Source organism: Methylomonas sp. 2BW1-5-20 (assembly GCF_052474515.1).
The window spans coordinates 4694404-4711996 of record NZ_CP184127.1 but is presented as its reverse complement, the minus strand read 5'-3'; the positions used below and the strand labels follow the sequence as shown (position 1 = coordinate 4711996).

Here is a 17593-nt window from a genome sequence, read left to right as displayed (position 1 = left end):
TAGACCTCGCATGCGACTATAACCCCATACTAAATAGGGAACAAGTACAAAATATACTTTGTCAACTTGTAGCTGCAGTAACGCTGTTGGATTGGCGTAACGCCCGTAACGTTTTTAATCACCAATCAAAGCAAATGAACAATACCCCGCAATCCGATTGGCACAGCCAAAGCCCGGAAACTGTCTTAACCCACTTTGCTGTAGAACTTGGTCAAGGTCTGAGTAGCGAGGACGCACAAAAACGGTTGAACGCCGCCGGCCCAAATCTTTTGACACCGCGCCGCAGCAAAGGCCCCTTGCTCTTGCTATTGGCGCAATTCCATCAGCCCTTGATCTACATCCTACTGTTCTCGGCGGCGACCACCGCATTTCTGGAGGAATGGACTGACAGTAGCGTCATTTTCGGCGTAGTCATCATCAATGCCCTGATCGGTTTTATCCAGGAAGCCAACGCCCTAAAAGCCATCAACGCACTGGCTCGAACCCTGAACATCAGCAGTAATGTGCTGCGAGACGGCCAACGCCGCAGTATCGCCGCAGCGGACTTGGTAGCCGGCGATTTGGTCTTCCTACAATCCGGCGACAAGGTGCCCGCGGATCTGCGACTGTTACAAAGCCGCGAGCTGAAAATAGACGAATCCGCATTGACCGGAGAATCGGTGCCGGCGGAAAAACAGGCGCAAACCTTACCGGCCGCCATCTTGTTAGCGGATCGCAGCAATATGGCGTATTCCTCAACCTTGGTCAGCTACGGCAGCGCCCTGGCTCTGGTGGTAAGTACCGGCGACAACACCGAGATCGGCCGTATCAACAGACTGATCGGCAGCGCCGAACCGCTAGAAACGCCGTTAACCCGAAAAATGAGCGAGTTCAGCCAGTTGTTGCTCTGGGTTATCATCGGCTGCGCGGCGGTTACTTTTTCGGTGGGCGTCTGGCGCGGTGAAACCATGTTGAATATGTTCATGGCTTCGGTGGCGCTGGCGGTCGGCGCAATTCCGGAAGGCCTGCCGGCGGCACTGACCATTACCCTGGCTATCGGTGTCTCGCGCATGGCCAAACGTAACGCCATCATACGCAAACTGCCGGCGGTGGAAACACTAGGCAGCACCACCGTGATCTGTTCCGACAAAACCGGCACCCTTACACAAAACCAAATGACCGTGCAATTCGTGCATGCGGGTGGCGAAGTGTTCGAGGTCAGCGGCAGCGGTTACACGCCGGACGGCAATTTCAGCAGCGACAAACAGCCGATAGACCCCACACTAAAGCCGGCGTTATTGGAATGTCTGAAAGCCGGCCTGCTCTGCAACGACGCCAGATTAGTCGCCGACGCCGATAATTGGAGCATAGAGGGCGATCCCACGGAAGCCGCCCTGCTGGTGGCCGCCCACAAGGCGGGCCTGCATCAGGCTAGCGTCAGCGAAGATCATCCGCGTTTGGACGCGATTCCTTTCGAATCGGAATACCAATTCATGGCTACCCTGAACCGCAATTTGACGGCGGACGCTCGGCATATTTATTTGAAAGGTTCCTTGGAAAGCCTGCTGGAACGCTGCGATAACGCCTTTTCCGCCGATATGCAATTACAGGCGCTGGATAAGAACCGCCTGAACCGACAGGCAGAAGCCTTCGCCGCGCAAGGCTTGAGAGTGCTGGCTTTCGCGCGCGCCGACCATGGCGACGATGCCGTCGATCATCGGGAAGTGCACGGCGGCCTAACCTTCCTGGGCTTACAAGCGATGATAGACCCGCCGCGCCCGGAAGCAGCCAGAGCCATCGCCGCTTGTTATAAAGCCGGCATTGCCGTGAAAATGATCACCGGCGACCATCCGGTTACCGCACTGGCCATCGCCAAGCAACTGAATATGCAACATACCGAACGCGTGATTAGCGGCACCGAATTACAAAACTTCAGCGACGCCGACTACCGGCAACACGTAAAACATTGCGACGTATTTGCCCGTATCGCCCCGGAACAAAAACTACAGCTGGTGCAAGCCTTGCAAGCCAACGGCCAAGTGGTAGCGATGACCGGAGACGGCGTTAACGATGCGCCGGCGTTACGACAAGCCAACATCGGCGTGGCAATGGGCCTGGGCGGCACCGAAGTTGCGAAAGAGGCGGCAGCCATGGTCCTCACGGACGATCATTTCGCCACTATCGAAGCGGCTGTGGAAGAAGGCCGTGGCGTATTCGACAATCTGGTGAAATTTATCGCCTGGACCCTGCCGACCAATCTCGGCGAGGGTTTGCTGATTACTGCCGCCGTGTTCGCCAATGTCGCGCTGCCGATCACGCCCTTGCAAATCCTCTGGATCAATATGACCACTGCGGTATTACTCGGGTTGATGCTGGCTTTCGAACCCAAGGAACCGGGCTTGATGCTACGCAAGCCACGCAGCCCCAAGCAAGCGGTCTTGACCAAACGCCTGGTGTTTCGTATTTGTCTGGTGGGTTTTTTGCTGCTGGCGGGCGCCTTTGGCCTGTTCGAATGGGAACTGTCGCACAACGAAACCCTGACCAAAGCCCGCACCGTAGCGGTTAACGTGTTTGTGTTTGGCGAATTGTTTTACCTGTTCAACTGCCGCTCGTTGGATTACTCGATGTTCCGGGTCGGGGTATTTTCCAATCCGTGGCTGATTTTTGGCGTCGTCAGCATGACGCTGCTACAGCTGCTGTTTACCTACTGGCAGCCGATGCAGGCATTATTCGGCAGTTCGGCAATAGGCGGCGATGAGTGGTTATTGATTTTGGGCGTTAGCATCGTCATCTATGCGGCGATTGGACTGGAAAAGCTAATCTTTCGCCGCTTCGGCCGTCGCCGTTAATCCCGCAACGGCATCCAGCGCTAGCAACAACATCTCCAGGCTTTGTAACGACGGCTTTTCCGCTGCGTCTTGGCATTCCAACTGTGCCTTGACGATTGCACCGTCGATCGCAACCGCCGCCGCATTAGCCAACTGAAGACGCTCCGGTCTGTCCGGCAATAGCCCGGCGATTACCTGCACCATATCCTGTTTATGGCTATGACAGATTTCCACGACGTCCGGCAAGGCCCCGCCCAATTCCGCAACCGTATTGATAAAGGCGCAGCCGCGATAGATCGGATTGCGAAACCATTCCGCCATTGTCGCCACCAATGGCCTCAATCCGCCGCCCTCGCGACCGCCATGACGTTGAACAGCATCGGTAAACCATGCTATCCAGCGTTGGTGGCGATAATCCAGAAAAGCCCGGATCAAGTCGTTTTTGCTGGGGAAATGCCTATAGAAAGTCACTTTGGTAACGCCCGCTTCGGCGATTACCTTGTCGATACCGGTAGCGCGAATGCCATCCCGATAAAACAAATCGTGGGCTGTCAGTAAAATCCGCTCTCGCGGCGGTTTTTCGGAAATAGCGGCGTTATCGGAAATCATTCCGAGATTGTATCGCGAATTGCCGTCAATCCCGCGTCCTCGGCAAATAGCCGCAAACTGCTTAGTGCGGCCATTGTGCGCTGATTGCCTAGAGAAATAGCCTAGTTCCAGCACAGGCAGCGTGATGGAGTTGGCTAGGCCGCCACTCATCTTTCGACTTCAAGCGCTACACATGCTGAAAGCTTGAAAAGCCTACCTCAATGTCCTGAATGCGATGGAGGGGTATCGGTTATATCGTTTCTGCGCAATATATAGCGATCGGCGAGTTTGCCGGTGACGCGGTTGCCGTTGCTATCGAGCTGAATCAGCATATTTTCACCCACTAAATATTGCTGCGACGTTGTGCTATTGCGCGGGGTCAATACCAGCGTATTGGCCTTTTCGCCCGCAGCAAATTTGCCTTTTTCGACAAACTCTCTTTCCGACTTGCCAAGGAACTGGGTCATCAGCATATAACTGCCATTTTTGTTTAGGGCCAGCGTCGTTTTAACCCCAATACAATCGGCGCAGGGTGTTAAACCGTTATAAATACCGGGCCAATCCTGGCTAGTTTGCGCATGATGAGCTTTGTCATGATCCTTTGAGTCGGCGCCTTCCGCAAAAACCGGGTTATAACCCGAAAACAGCGCGAAGAAGGCAGAAACAACGAGGGCTTCTTTGATTTTTCGGTTAAATGTTCGCATATTTGCTCCTCGGCAAATCAGTCGTTAATTGGATGTTTAACTCGCTACGAGCCCCATAATTATTGTTTATTGTTTCTGGCGGTGGGCTCTACAGCCATTCTACCTATTTATACGCTCAAATTGATTGCCAATTGACATTCTTCCAAAATCCGGCAATTGCCGGCAACGTTAACGCCTAACAATTTAGCGCTTTAGTCCATTTAGTTTCGGCAAAAATTACAATAAACATCAATACAAGTGGACCCACCTGTCTACCTCTGCTAATATCAGCATAGACAGATCTGTCTACACCTTTAAACATCTATTTAGGAAAACAATAATGGAAACTAAACCGCCACTACCGCCGTTCACCGCCGAAACCGCCGCACAAAAAGTGCGCATGGCTGAAGATGCCTGGAATAGCCGCGATCCGGATCGGGTGGTACAGGTGTATACAGAAAACAGCCGCTGGCGCAACCGAGCCGAGTTTCCGGTCGGCCGTACAGAAATCCGCGAATTTTTGCAGCGCAAATGGGCTAAAGAATTAGATTACCGGCTAATCAAGGAGATATGGGCTTATACCGATAACCGCATCGCAGTGCGCTTTGCCTATGAGTGGCACGACGAAGCCGGCAATTGGTTTCGCAGCTACGGCAACGAGAATTGGGAGTTTAACGAGGCCGGCTTTATGCAACGCCGCTTCGCCAGCATCAACGACTTGCAGATTAAGCCTGAAGATCGCTTATTCCACTGGCCTTTGGGACGCCGGCCGGACGAACATCCGGGTTTGAGCGAGTTAGGGCTTTAATTACGCAAAATATTGCGTCTTTAAACAAAAAGGGGCGGATAAATCCGCCCCAGTCATTCAGAACTTAGCTGATGATGCGTTAGTGGCTTACGTCGACTTTGCCGCCCTTTTTCTGACCAATTTCGGCCAAAGTTTTTGTAAACCAGTCGGTATCGATATTGAACGGTTTACCGCCTTTGATGCGCGGAAACTCGATAGCACGCAACACGTTGCCGTTATCTTCGTCATGGCCCATGACGCCGGATTCGCGGCGGAATGCACATTCCACAGCCAGGTCAGCGCAAGATTTGATCAGACGCATGTCGTCAACATTCGCTGCCGCAGCGCGGGCGAAATAGCCTGATTTTTGCACCAGGGTTTTTTCCGCACCGATCATTTGCGCAAATTGCTCGCCAAACCATTTGCCGGGGTTGACCGCATCCAGTTTGATGTGGCCAAACGCGTCGCGTGGAACTTCCTGGCCTTTGGCTTGCAATTCGGCCACGATGGCCTCAACGCCGGCACCTTCGGACACGAAGATATTGACGCAATCGACTTTATCCATCACCGCGCGTAACCGGGCCGCTTCGGCTTCCAGATCGATAGCCATTTCCGGAACGAAAACCGCATGCACTTCGTACGACTCGCGCGATAAGCCCAATTCAGGCAACCACTCGGCGCGATCCAGTAATTTGCGATATTCCTGGGCGGTCGCGGCGGTCAGCCAGCCGCAGTTGCGGCCCATCACTTCGTGGACGATTAGCATGCGCGGGTTGGAATTGTTCTCGGCCACCACGTTCATGAAATAACGTGCGCCTTGCTCGGCGGCTGTCCAGGCACCCAGGGATTGTTTGATCGGGAACACATCGTTATCGACGGTTTTCGGCAAACCGATAACGGTCAAACCGTAGTTATTTTTCGCCAGAAAAGCCGCGAGATCGGCTGCCGCTGTATTGGTGTCGTCGCCACCGATAGTATGCAGAATATCGACGCCGTCTTTGATCAATTGATCCGCTGCGACCTTTTGCGGATCTTCGCCTTCTTTCACCAATCCGCGTTTCACGCAGTCTTTAACATTGGTTAATTTGACGCGGCTGTTGCCGATAATTGAACCGCCGAAACGTTGCAGCAAGCCGGCTTTGGCGCGCACTTCGGCGGTTACGGGATACGAGTCGCCAAGCAGCAGACCTTTGTAGCCGCCGCGATAGCAAATAATTTCGATACTGGGATCAATTTCTGTGTAGCGTTCAATCAGGCTGCCGATAGCGGAGTTCAGGCAAGGCGCCAAACCGCCGGCCGTGAGGATTGCGACTTTTTTGGGTTTGTTCATGAGCGTTTCGCATATAAAGTTAAGAAAAAAGTGATGGCTCGGCGTACCAACCATCAGCTATCGCAGCATTTCAGCGCCGGCGTTGCGATCCCTTTTGCCGCAACACTCGCCAAAACGGTGCAAGCCGCGCGATTCTAACACAAGCTTTTCTTTTCTCAGGCACTGTTCGATGATCGCTCAATTCGCCCAACTTCATTGGCTGCGCCACAAAAACCATAGACTGCAAATCGACCGGAGCGGAGTAATGGATAAACGCCGAGTAAGTGACCGATTCAGTGTCCGTAGTAGTTATGCTGATTTTGGTATGCTCGCCGCACTCTCTCAGCGATAACGTTAAATAATCGCTGAGCCCATGATCGGTCTGAGCAAGCAACAAATCCTCAAGCAACAACGCGAGCTTGCCCCGTCTGACGCCTTGGATTTGTTGGGTTGAATAATCTGTCATGATGCCACGCTCCGTACCGATCTAGCTGAATTACGGCGCCTAGCTTATCTTCGCGGCGATTTTTAACCAGTGTACCAAGGTTCTAAACCGCCCTAGATCAAAGACTTAAGCACTAAACCGCAAGCAGCCAATCCTCCACCAAACTGCAAAACGCGGCCGGCTCCTCCACATATAGCCAATGGCCGGTATCCGGAATTTTCACGATCCTGGCTTGCGGAAACACCGCATAGATCGCATCTTCATCCAGATATTTGGAGTTTCCGCCGCCGATAAACAAAGCAGGGTGGACAAAACGGCTTTCGCCGACATCGGGAAAACCGACGATGTGATGCGCGTTTTTCTGAATAATATCCAGGTTGATACGCCAATAATAAGTGCCGTCTTTCAACAGCAGGTTTTGCAGTAGAAATTGCCGATAGGCCAAATCAGGGATCGTCTCGGCCAGGGCTTCTTCGGCTTCCTTACGATTACCTATACTATGGACCGGCAAACGGCTGAGCGCATCGACCAGATCGTCGAAGCTATGCTGATAACTGACCGGCGCGATGTCTGCAACAATCAAACCGGCAACCCGCTCCGGATAATGCAAGGCAAACCACATCACCGCCTTACCGCCCATGCTATGGCCAAGCAAATGTGCGCGGCTGATGCCATGGCTATCCATAAAAGCCAACAAATCCGCAGCCATGCTGGGATAATCCAACACCTCGGCATGCGGCGAACTACCGTGATTGCGCATATCCAGTACGTAGACATGATGCCGTTCGGCCAGACGCTTGGCCACCGCGCGCCAGTTACGCGAGGCCGCCAAAAAACCATGCACAATAAGCAGCGGGATGTCTCCCGGCTCGCCGAAGCTATCGTAAGCCAGCGCTATACCCGTCATCGGCAACCTACTCAAGCAAAACCGAACACGGCGCCAAGCAACCCGCCGAATACGCCGCCCCAGACCACCAACCAGCCCAAATGCTGTTTGATAATGGACTGCACCATTTCCTTAACCAATTGCGGCGTCAGCTCGCCTAAACGCCTATCGATTACCATCTCAATTTTGCCGGTCAAGTCCTCGCCGATCTTGTGTGCATTCAAACCGTGCTGCAAAGCCTGTTTAAACTTCTCGGACTCCACCATTTCCGATAGGGTGTGCTGCATTTTCTCGGTGAAGGGTTGTTTTAGAGGCAATAGCGCTTCTTCGCCGCCCATCATTAACAACATACCGCCGAAAGACGAGGCCATAATAGACGATACCAAGCCCTCATAGACCTTGTCGTAATCGACCGCGTTTAACAAAGGCTGCAGGTTCAGCACCCGTCCCCCTTGCTGCTCTTCTCTTTCGATAAATTGTTCGATATTTTCCACCGTGAAAAATTGCTGCATCATCAAAGCCTTGATCGATGCTTTAAATTCTTCAAAACGAGCCGGGATAATGCCTGAGCCATATAAAAACGGTACTTTCTCGAACAGCATATGGATTGCCAACCAATTGGTAATCGCCCCGGAAAACGCGAAAAAGCCGATGGCTCTCAAGGTTTCCGGATAGAACGGACTGACATAGCCGACGGCGATAATCAGCAACGAGATGAAGTTGGTTAAAAAGCTTTGATTGAGTATTTTTTTCATTTTCCTGTTATGAACCCGATTTCGATCTTAAATTTATGCCGGTTAAATTGTTTTTTGCCGGCAACAAGTCTTATGCCGACTTACCATTAACGATGGCTTGGATATTTTAACGAGTAAATTTCAAAAAAATTTACGAAAATAAAATCGACGCTCGCAGGCGCCCGCCTAATTTCAAGCATTTAATAAGGCATTTCAGTAAGGCGGCTAAGCTAAATAACACAGTTCGGATTGACGCCATAGCTTGACTACACACTCAGTTGCCGACGGCAATTACCTAATTGCCAATAAAATCGCGACGCCTAGGCTAATCGAAGACAACGCCCTGAGTTACCGGCTTGAAAATTGCTGAATAAAAACAGCCATCATCACACCCACGCCGGACAGACCTCCATTCAGCCCCATGCCTTTTCGCAATAAGCACTCCTTACAACAACTTTACCAACAGCACTGCGCGGAACTGCGGCAATTTCTGATTCGCCGGGTCGGCGAACAGGATGCTACCGACTTGTTACAAGAAACCTGGCTACATTTCCTACAACTGGCGGACATCGACGCCGTTCGCGCGCCTCGCGCGTTTCTTTACAAAACCGCGGCCAATATCGCCATCGACTTTGGCCGAAAGTCCGGTCGAATCAGCACCTTCACCGAAGAAGAAGTCAGCGACGACACCTTATTTTCGCCGCAGCCGTCGCAGGAGCGCATCGCCGACGGCCATTGGCAATTCGATCGTTTTGCCGATGCCTTGCAGGAATTGCCGGAGATCAGCAGACAAGCATTCATCATGAACAAAATGGAAGGCCTGACCCACGCCGAAATTGCCGAACGACTCGGCGTCTCCCAAAAAAGCGCGCAACGTATTATCATGAAAGCCTTCAACCATTGCATCAAGCGACTCGCTCGCTGAACCCTGTATTCGTTAAAACCGCTCACATGCCAACCATCCTCTTAGCCGTCGGTCGCCTGTTTCCACCTGGACACCGCCATGAGCGATGAACAACCCTCGCCCGACGATACCCCGCAGGAACAAGCCGGCTTCTGGATCGTCAGGCAACATTCCGGCGATTGGTCCCGGCGGGATTCTCTGGCGTTCGAAAAATGGCTGGACGAAAGCGTCGAACATCGACAGGCTTTCGAACAAGTTCAAGCCCTCTGGCAAGGCTTGGATCGATACCAAGCCGGCGCGGAACTACAGCCGCATCAAGTAAAACCGCAAACGCCGGCTCCTCGCGGTAGACGCTGGCCGGCCATCGCGGCATTGGCCACCGTTGCTAGCTTATGCTTTTTCATCTTGCTGGATACCAGTTACATCGTACCCAGCCTAACCCGCTACGCCACCACGAAAGGCCAACACGCCAGTTTCAACTTAAGCGACGGTTCGCAAATTTCTCTGAATACCGATACAGAGCTGACGGTTCAGCTTGGTCCATTACAACGCAGCGTGACCATCGTGCGCGGCGAAGCCTCGTTTAATATCGCACACGGGATCTGGCGCTGTTTTACCGTCCAGGCCGGTAGCGGCAAGATTATCGACATCGGCACCCGCTTCAACATTTATCAGCAAGCCAATCAAGTCGAGATCACGGTGCTCGCCGGCGCGGTCAAAGTGGAAACCGCCCGGCAAAGCTCACCGGTTCTGAGCGCCGGACAAAAGTTGAGCTACGGTGCGGACGGTCTTTTGTCCAAAATCGAACGCCCCGATTTGAGCGCGATAACCGCCTGGGAACAGGGGCAGATGGTCTTCGACATGACGCCGCTGGATCAGGCCGTCGAACAACTGGGCCGCTACCATGCGGCAATATTCGTCATCGACGACCCCAAACTGAAACAACTGAAAATAAGCGGTACTTTTAACACCGGCGATTTGAAATTGTTTCTGACCACGCTGGAAAGCATCTATCCTATCAAAGCCGTCCAAGGCAATGATCACACAGTTCATTTAACGGCTAGGGGCCGGCCTTAAATCCAGGGCGTTTCGCAAACCAAAAAATTTGACCTGTTAACGCCCGCTTCTCCGTCATACAGGGTGCTGCGAATTCTTAGCGCAACCTCACCCTGATCATGGAGATTAAGCGATGCCCCCTTTTTGTAAAGATTATCGAAACGCATTTTATCTGTTGCTAGCGGTCAGCAGCACCAATCTGCAAGCCGGCGAAGCGGCTGTGGATTTTGATATTCCCGCACAAAATCTAGCCTCGGCATTAAAACAACTGGCCAACCAGGGCCATTTGCAAATGCTTTACGACGGACCGGCAGTGCAAAACAAACGCAGTACTGCGGTCCAGGGTCGATATACCACACCACAAGCCGTACAAAAATTACTGGCCGGAACCGGCTTGAACTTCGAATATACCGCCGAGAACAGCGTAGCGGTGAAACCTGCCGCCGAGCAGCCGGACAAAGCGCCGAATACCCTGCCGCCGGTCAGCGTTATCGGGCAGTCGGTTAACAATATCACCGATCCTTATAACGAAGATTACGTGCTGCCCAACGCCAGTGCCGGCACCAAAACCGATACACCGATCATGGAAACGCCATTGAACGTGCAGGTGATTTCCAAGCAGGTGCTAAAGGATCAACAGGTGATCAATCTTGGCCAAGCGTTAAAAAATGTCAGTGGCGTGACTTTAGGTAGTTTTGCCTCCGGTGTGGGTAACCCTGGTACTCCTAGCCAACAAATCAGTTTGCGTGGCTTTGCCTCGGAAACCATCTTTCGTAACGGTTTTCGCCTGCAAGGGGTATCTGCCGTAGGCAACGGCGGCTCCGGCTCGTTCAGCAGAGAGATGGCGAACGTGGAAAGTATTGAGGTGCTGAAAGGCCCGGCCGCAATTTTATACGGTCTGGTCGAGCCGGGCGGTATGGTCAACGTCGTTACCAAGCAGCCGCTGGCGACACCGTATTACTCTTTAAGCCAGCAATTTGGTTCCTACGATCTCTACAGAACCACTATTGATGCTACCGGACCGTTGACCCAAGACGACACATTGTTGTACCGGACAAACTTCTCCTATGAAAACAGCGGTTCGTTCCGCGATTTTGTTTTCAATGACGACTTGTTTCTGGCTCCCACCTTGAAATGGAATATCAGTCCCAAAACTCAAGCCACGCTGGAGCTGGAATATCAACATAAGAAGTTTGGCGCCGATGTCGGTTTCGTGCCTACCATACAGGGCCAGTTGATGAACATGCCCAGGAGCAGAAATTACGGCGAATATTCGCCCGGCGTTCAGGATACGATTTTTGTTGGCTTGAACTGGTCGCACCAATTTAACGATAACTGGTCGATCAAGCATCGGACAGCGGCAAACTTGGCGGATAGCGATATTCCATCCAGCTCGTATCCGGTATTTCATTTCGGCAGCCCGGATACGGTATATCGCATCAATTACTTCAATCAAAAGACCAGCAACAACACTTACTCTACCAATCTGGATTTAACCGGACACTTCGATACCGCCGGACTAGCCCATACTTTACTGATCGGCGGCGATTACTTTCACATTGAAACCGACGGCAGCTACGCTAATGACCGGGCCTGGACCAACTTCAGCGGTTTTTCCAGCCTATCTTCGATAGATCTCTATAACCCGGTTCATACCGGCAACAATCCGCCGGTATTGGACTCCGCCAGCTATTTCAAGGGCAATCGCCAAGTGGACCAATACGGTCTGTATATTCAAGACCAGATCAAATTGCCGTTTAATTTCAATGCCATGGGCGGCATTCGCTACCAATATATTCATCAAACCTCATTTGCCCAAGACGCTGCGGGAACCATCACTCAACAAAACCCGACCACTCAAGACGCGGTAACCCCTCGTGTCGGCATCCTCTGGCAAGCGCAAAACTGGTTGAGCCTATATGCCAATTATGCGGAAAGTTTTGGCGCCAATGCCGGTAAAACTTGGCCGAACAGCGGCTCGATAGCGCCAACCAGCGCCGAACAATATGAAGGCGGCATCAAGACCGAGTTCTGGGACGGTCGGCTACGGGCAACATTGGCCTATTACGATTTAACCAAAACCAATGTCGCCTCCACCGACCCCGATATCACGCATCTGTGCGGCGGCATACGTTGCTCTTTAGCCGTAGGCGCTATCCGCAGCCGCGGGCCGGAATTGGATATTCAAGGCGAGATCCTACCGGGTTGGAACGTGATCGCTACCTACGCTAATACAGACATTCGGGTTACCAAAACCAATCAAGACAATGAAAGTTATTTAGGCCTGTACCCCGTCGGAAGCCGTTACTGGGGCGTGCCGCGGCATACCGCCAGTCTGTTTAGCACTTATGAGTTTCAACAAGATGCACTCAAGGGATTGAAGTTCGGCGGCGGGGTCAATCTGCAAGACGGGCAACTGGCTTGCTGCACCTCACCGATGTTCAGGATACCCGGATTCGCGACTGTCGATTTGCTGGCGTCTTACAGCATGAAAGTCGGCAAATCCAAAGTCACCACACAACTGAACATCAACAATCTACTGAACAAATATTACTTCACTGGCGGAGGCCTGGACGCACCTAGCGGGATGTTCGCAACGTTCGGCCAGCCGCGATTCGTAATGGGCTCGGTAAAGGTCGAGTTTTGACGCGTCAAGGTTCAGCAACTCAATCCAAAGTCGGGGTGATCAAGGTGAACCCCGGCAGCCTTAACGCTGAGTATCGCTAAGTCCAGACTAAGGGACTAACTCAGCTCCATGGTTTTAAAACACCAGCTTTCTGTCCGGGAGCCCTGGTGCAGCTTGGGTCGGCTTTGACCAATCTTGAGTGAATTTAACAAGCCTACTCACGCACCAAGCAGTTACGGCTTGGTGCCACACGCTTGTCCACAGATAAGCGGGTATTGTTCTTTTCAATTCCGAATTTTGTACCCCGACTTAAACACCCACCAGACAAACGTCAGGCAGACGATGAGGAAGCCGCCGGTCATGCCGATACTCAAGGCAACATCCACATCGGCCACACCGTAAAAACTCCAGCGAAAACCGCTGATCAGATACACCACCGGATTAAACAGACTAATCTTCTGCCACAAGGGCGGCAGCATATTAATCGAATAAAACGCGCCGCCCAGGAAGGTGAGCGGGGTTACGATCAACATCGGTATTACCTGTAGTTTCTGAAAACTATCGGCCCACAAGCCGATAATGAAACCGAACAAACTGAAGGTCACGGCCGTGAGCAGCAAAAAGCCTATCATCCACAGCGGATGTGCGATCTCATAGGGTACGAAAAACCGGGCGGTAGCCAAAATCAGCAAACCCAGCATCACCGATTTAGTCGCCGCCGCCCCCACGTAACCGATCAACACTTCAATCCAGGACACGGGGGCCGATAGCAGTTCGTAAATCGTGCCGGCCCACTTCGGCATGTAGATGCCGAACGAGGCGTTGGAGATGCTCTCGTTCAGCAGGCTCAGCATGACTAAGCCAGGAATGATGAAGGCGCCGTAACCGATGCTGTCTATATCCCCCATCCGCGAACCAATGGCTTTGCCAAAAACGATGAAATACAACGAGGTGGTCAATACCGGGGCGGCGACGCTTTCCGCTAAAGTGCGGAAGGTGCGCGCCATTTCAAAATGATAAATCGCGCGAATGCCGTAAAAGTTCATACCTGTACCTCCCTAGGCCGATGTACCAGGCTAACAAAGATATCTTCCAATGAGCTTTCGCTGGAGCGCAAATCTTTAAACTCGATGCCGTGCTCGCCTAGCGCGCGCAACAATTCGGCAATACCGGTTTCGTCTTTTTGGGTATCAAAGCTGTATATCAGTGCCTGCCCGTTGTCGGCAAGCGCTAAGGACCAAGCGTTTAGCCCAAGCGGAATAGCGGTCATTGGTTGGCGCAGCGTCAGCGTGAGTTGCTTCTTACCAAGCTTGCGCATCAATACCTCTTTATCTTCGACCACGATTAACTCGCCTTTGTTGATGACGCCAATGCGGTCGGCCATGTCTTCGGCTTCCTCGATGTAATGCGTGGTCAAAATGATGGTGGTGCCCTGCTCCCGCAATTCGCGGACCATCCGCCACATGTCGTGACGCAACTCCACATCCACGCCAGCGCTCGGCTCGTCCAGGAACAATATCGTCGGCTCATGCGACAACGCCTTGGCAATCAACACCCGGCGTTTCATACCGCCGGACAATGCCATGATTTTTTCGCCCCGCTTGTCCCAAAGAGACAAATCGCGCAGTACTTTTTCCAGGTAAGCCGGGTTAGGCGCTTTGCCGAATAAGCCTCGACTGAAGGTGATCGTGGCCCACACCGATTCGAAAGCGTCGGTATGCAATTCCTGCGGCACCAAGCCGATGCTGGCCCGCGCCGCACGGTAATCCCGCGCGATGTCGTGACCGTCGGCGACGATGCTGCCGGCACTGGCTTTAACAATGCCGCAAATAATGCTGATCAGAGTGGTCTTACCGGCACCATTCGGGCCAAGCAAGGCGAATATCTCCCCGCGCCGAATGTCCAGCTCGATGTTTTTCAGCGCTCGAAAACCGCCGGCATAGGTTTTATTAACGCCGCGCACGCTGATGATTGGGACTGAACTATCGGCAGATATGATTGACGTGGATCGTGTATTCATGGATGGGCGTGATACAGGTAAAGATAGGCTGCGATTATCTAACTTTCGGCGCAATCGTTTCATGGCTAGGCTTTGCAAGCAAGCGAACGGTAAGGATTGATTGGTTTTTATTTAGCGGCCAGCTCTCGCCGGCGATAGCGTAGCGCTGGGAAATGCTGTCTATTTGGAATTTTCAGGCGTGATCTTTAAGGACATTCTGAGCAGAAACCGGAGAGTCACTATTTTTGCCGAAAGATTTTATCAAGCCCCAGCCGAGGGAAATCGGCAAAAATCAAGCACCCGCTTATGCCTTCGGCACCCGGCTTCATCTGCGTCATCTCGTTCCGATACTCGATATCATACCAATCCATTCTCTTGAAGCATGGCGTAGGCAGCGTTAATTTGTCTGGTTTCATCTTCGGCAATTTGCTTGATTTTTATACCCAAGATTCCGACTTTATCCGGATGATATTCGGAAATTTTCTTTTTGTAGGCCGCTTTGATATCCATGGGGATGGTCCCCTCTTTCACACCAAGAATCAGGTAGCAATCCTCCAATGATTTAATACTTTGATCCTCCTCGGGTAATTTTATTTCGGTTATATAAACGTTGCGGTGATCGTCGACATCCAATCTGAACTGTGCGTTGCACCTTCTGCATCGCGCTTTATTGCTATCGATGGGCAGGGTAAATTTAATGTGTTGCCCGCACGAAGGGCACGAGATCGTTCTTACGTTTGAAGCCGTCTTCACGGCGGGCTGTTTTCGGCTTTGCTCCCGGCGCCGCTTTCTCTTGGCACCGAATACAATGTAAGCCACTAAAATAACATTCAACGTTATCGATGCTATAAGGCCGATATTAGTCATCGTCTTGATTCAAAGCCGCTAGTCGATCTATCGGGTTGCCCACGAAAAAAAGCGTACGCCGTTTGCTACCGCCATAAACCGGCCCGACAGCGTTAACACGGGAACAATTCTGAAAGTCTGACCAAAAACCGAACATAGCGGCCAGTCAAATCGACATGAGAAATTCGCTTGAAAAACCCGGTTTGGATTTTAGATCGTTAAGAATGGCGAATGGCATTGCGTCATATGGTGTTAGCTGTAGAAAAAATGGACCGCTCTCGGCCGGCGATAAGCCGGTTTAAACCGGTACGGCCTAAGGTTAACCCATTTCAGCTACCACGCCGTGTTTTAGCGTAATTATGGCTTGTTTTCGCTACTTGACCAGCCGAATCCCCAGTTCAATGCCGACCACCTATCGCTACGTCACGACCGCCGGCATTAGAGATCGTATCCGCTCGATGCCTTCGGCAATCGCCTGAGCGACAGCTTCCGAACCGTAAGCCATACCCTGTAGATAGACGAAATTCACCGAGTCGATGCCAACCGTCCGCAATGCATAACGCAAATAGCCACTGAGAAAATCCAGCTGATTGGCGCGCTCGCCCTGATGAAAACCGCCGGACGTCACCAGCACAAAAGTCGGACGGTCTTTTAGCCTGCCTACTTTTCCCGTCGGCGTGGCATCGAAGGTTCTGCCGATACGCAATACGTAGTCGATCCAGGCTTTGAGTGCCGCGGGAACGGTAAAGTTGTGTATTGGTGTGGTAATGACCAGCAGGTCGCAAGTCTCCAGCTCGCCGATTAAGATTTCGGATAAGGCAAAAGCCGGGTCGCCGGCGGCCGCGCGAGCCACCACGGCGTCGGCGTATGCGGCCGGCGGCAGCACAATATCCGGCGCGGACAACGCGCGTTGTACAACTTCGACATCCGGCCGAAAGCCGCGAATTTGCGCCAATAAAAATTCGACCGCCGGCCAGCCGGCACTGGATCGCGCATGCGGACCGCCGGTTACGACTAACACCCTAAGCATGGGATTCTCCATTGAGATTTTCGACAAAGTGCATGCCTTTGGCCAATAACCCTTGCCGATAATAAAACCGCTGCGCATACGGCATATACAGACCGGTATCGAGCACCAGATTCGCGCAGCCCGCCGTCCTGGCCTGTTGCCTGGCGTAGCCGATCAAGCGTTTGCCGATGCCGCTGTTCCGGCAATGCTCGGCGGCGACCAAGTCGTCCACATACAAAAACCTGCCGTACAACAGATTTTCGCTCAGCCGAAACCCGATCAGACCCAGCCATTGCCTATCCTGCCGGCATCCCGCAAGACGATAGCCGGCTTGGAATTGCCGCTGTACTTGCAGGACAAACGCGCCCGCATCGGCCAGATGCGGCCTGAGCGAGCTCATCACCGGAAAGGCCGCACGGATGTCGTCCGCTCCAACAATCTCGGTTAAAGTTTGCATCGCTAAACCCCGGTCCGTTACTTAAACTCGGGCGGCGTTCTCGAAGCAATCATTAACCGGTTCCAGGCGTTGATTTCGGCTACCGCGAGCGTCAGGTCGGATAATTCGTGTTCGCTGAATTGAGCCTGAGCCAGGCGATAGACGGCTTCCGAAACTTCGGCATCTTTCAAGGTAGTGACCGCTTCCGCCCAAGCCAACGCGACGAGTTCCCGTTCGCTGAACACATTCGCCTCTTTCCACGCGGCCACCAGATGAATCTTCAGATCGGAAATGCCGTTCTGTTGCGCCAAAGGCACGTGCATATTGATGCAATAAGCGCAGCCGTTGATTTGCGAAATGCGCAGCCGCAGCAATTCCAGCAGGCCGTGGTCCAGCCCGCAACCCTGAACATACTGGTGCAAGCCATACATCGCTTTGTAGCCGGTGGTTTGATAGTTGAATCGTTTACTCATTTCGC

17 protein-coding genes are annotated in these 17593 nt (G+C 52.5%); 5 read left to right on the top strand and 12 right to left on the bottom strand.

Annotation, left to right across the window (positions count from 1 at the left end; translation table 11 throughout):
* The first annotated feature begins 134 nt into the window (after nucleotides 1-134).
* Nucleotides 135-2828 (top strand): cation-transporting P-type ATPase, encoded by a 2694-nt coding sequence (locus ACH50O_RS21650; protein ID WP_446809828.1) that lies wholly within the window; start codon nucleotides 135-137, stop codon nucleotides 2826-2828.
* On the opposite strand, the gene ACH50O_RS21645 is transcribed toward ACH50O_RS21650, so the two are convergent.
* Together ACH50O_RS21645 and ACH50O_RS21640 are read right to left on the bottom strand one after the other, a co-directional pair.
* Nucleotides 2796-3566 (bottom strand): TetR/AcrR family transcriptional regulator, encoded by a 771-nt coding sequence (locus ACH50O_RS21645; protein ID WP_446809827.1) that lies wholly within the window; start codon nucleotides 3564-3566, stop codon nucleotides 2796-2798. The genes ACH50O_RS21650 and ACH50O_RS21645 overlap by 33 nt on opposite strands.
* A gap of 47 nt (nucleotides 3567-3613) precedes the next feature.
* On the bottom strand, nucleotides 3614-4099 hold the full coding sequence (locus tag ACH50O_RS21640) for a copper resistance protein NlpE (RefSeq protein WP_446809826.1): 486 nt from the start codon (nucleotides 4097-4099) through the stop codon (nucleotides 3614-3616).
* A 319-nt stretch (nucleotides 4100-4418) separates the two neighbouring features.
* On the opposite strand from ACH50O_RS21640, the gene ACH50O_RS21635 reads away from it, so the two are divergent.
* Nucleotides 4419-4886 (top strand): nuclear transport factor 2 family protein, encoded by a 468-nt coding sequence (locus tag ACH50O_RS21635; protein WP_446809825.1) that lies wholly within the window; start codon nucleotides 4419-4421, stop codon nucleotides 4884-4886.
* A gap of 79 nt (nucleotides 4887-4965) precedes the next feature.
* Here the strand turns inward: ACH50O_RS21635 and ACH50O_RS21630 are convergent, their stop codons facing one another.
* The 4 genes from ACH50O_RS21630 to ACH50O_RS21615 form a co-directional block, all read right to left on the bottom strand.
* A complete protein-coding gene (locus ACH50O_RS21630; protein ID WP_446809824.1) occupies nucleotides 4966-6195 on the bottom strand; it encodes a pyrophosphate--fructose-6-phosphate 1-phosphotransferase in 1230 nt (409 codons plus the stop codon).
* Nucleotides 6196-6265: 70 nt separating this feature from the next.
* Nucleotides 6266-6640 (bottom strand): hypothetical protein, encoded by a 375-nt coding sequence (locus ACH50O_RS21625; protein ID WP_446809823.1) that lies wholly within the window; start codon nucleotides 6638-6640, stop codon nucleotides 6266-6268.
* A 112-nt stretch (nucleotides 6641-6752) separates the two neighbouring features.
* Nucleotides 6753-7526 (bottom strand): alpha/beta fold hydrolase, encoded by a 774-nt coding sequence (locus ACH50O_RS21620; protein ID WP_446809822.1) that lies wholly within the window; start codon nucleotides 7524-7526, stop codon nucleotides 6753-6755.
* A gap of 11 nt (nucleotides 7527-7537) precedes the next feature.
* The gene (locus ACH50O_RS21615; protein WP_446809821.1) at nucleotides 7538-8260 is read right to left on the bottom strand and encodes a DUF445 domain-containing protein; all 723 of its coding nucleotides are present in this window, start codon (nucleotides 8258-8260) and stop codon (nucleotides 7538-7540) included.
* A 400-nt stretch (nucleotides 8261-8660) separates the two neighbouring features.
* Between ACH50O_RS21615 and ACH50O_RS21610 the strand changes: the two genes are divergently transcribed.
* From ACH50O_RS21610 to ACH50O_RS21600, 3 genes are all read left to right on the top strand, one after another.
* Nucleotides 8661-9164 (top strand): RNA polymerase sigma factor, encoded by a 504-nt coding sequence (locus tag ACH50O_RS21610; protein WP_446809820.1) that lies wholly within the window; start codon nucleotides 8661-8663, stop codon nucleotides 9162-9164.
* Nucleotides 9165-9242: 78 nt separating this feature from the next.
* Complete coding sequence (locus tag ACH50O_RS21605; RefSeq protein ID WP_446809819.1) at nucleotides 9243-10220, top strand: FecR family protein; 978 nt, start codon at nucleotides 9243-9245, stop codon at nucleotides 10218-10220.
* 112 nt (nucleotides 10221-10332) lie between these two features.
* The gene (locus ACH50O_RS21600) at nucleotides 10333-12846 is read left to right on the top strand and encodes a TonB-dependent siderophore receptor (RefSeq protein WP_446809818.1); all 2514 of its coding nucleotides are present in this window, start codon (nucleotides 10333-10335) and stop codon (nucleotides 12844-12846) included.
* A 263-nt stretch (nucleotides 12847-13109) separates the two neighbouring features.
* Here ACH50O_RS21600 and ACH50O_RS21595 read toward each other — a convergent pair whose 3' ends face one another.
* The 6 genes from ACH50O_RS21595 to ACH50O_RS21570 form a co-directional block, all read right to left on the bottom strand.
* Nucleotides 13110-13871: an ABC transporter permease gene (locus ACH50O_RS21595; protein WP_446809817.1), complete on the bottom strand. Its 762-nt coding sequence runs from the start codon at nucleotides 13869-13871 to the stop codon at nucleotides 13110-13112.
* The gene (locus ACH50O_RS21590) at nucleotides 13868-14845 is read right to left on the bottom strand and encodes an ABC transporter ATP-binding protein (RefSeq protein ID WP_446809816.1); all 978 of its coding nucleotides are present in this window, start codon (nucleotides 14843-14845) and stop codon (nucleotides 13868-13870) included. Before ACH50O_RS21590 ends, ACH50O_RS21595 begins: the two co-directional genes overlap by 4 nt.
* 336 nt (nucleotides 14846-15181) lie before the next feature.
* Nucleotides 15182-15691, bottom strand: coding sequence for a DnaJ domain-containing protein (locus ACH50O_RS21585; RefSeq protein ID WP_446809815.1), 510 nt, complete (start codon nucleotides 15689-15691; stop codon nucleotides 15182-15184).
* A gap of 397 nt (nucleotides 15692-16088) precedes the next feature.
* On the bottom strand, nucleotides 16089-16700 hold the full coding sequence (locus ACH50O_RS21580) for an FMN-dependent NADH-azoreductase (protein ID WP_446809814.1): 612 nt from the start codon (nucleotides 16698-16700) through the stop codon (nucleotides 16089-16091).
* Nucleotides 16693-17136 (bottom strand): GNAT family N-acetyltransferase, encoded by a 444-nt coding sequence (locus ACH50O_RS21575; RefSeq protein ID WP_446809813.1) that lies wholly within the window; start codon nucleotides 17134-17136, stop codon nucleotides 16693-16695. The genes ACH50O_RS21580 and ACH50O_RS21575 overlap by 8 nt, the downstream gene beginning before the upstream one ends.
* 17 nt (nucleotides 17137-17153) lie before the next feature.
* The gene (locus ACH50O_RS21570) at nucleotides 17154-17588 is read right to left on the bottom strand and encodes a carboxymuconolactone decarboxylase family protein (RefSeq protein WP_446809812.1); all 435 of its coding nucleotides are present in this window, start codon (nucleotides 17586-17588) and stop codon (nucleotides 17154-17156) included.
* Nucleotides 17589-17593: the final 5 nt, after the last annotated feature.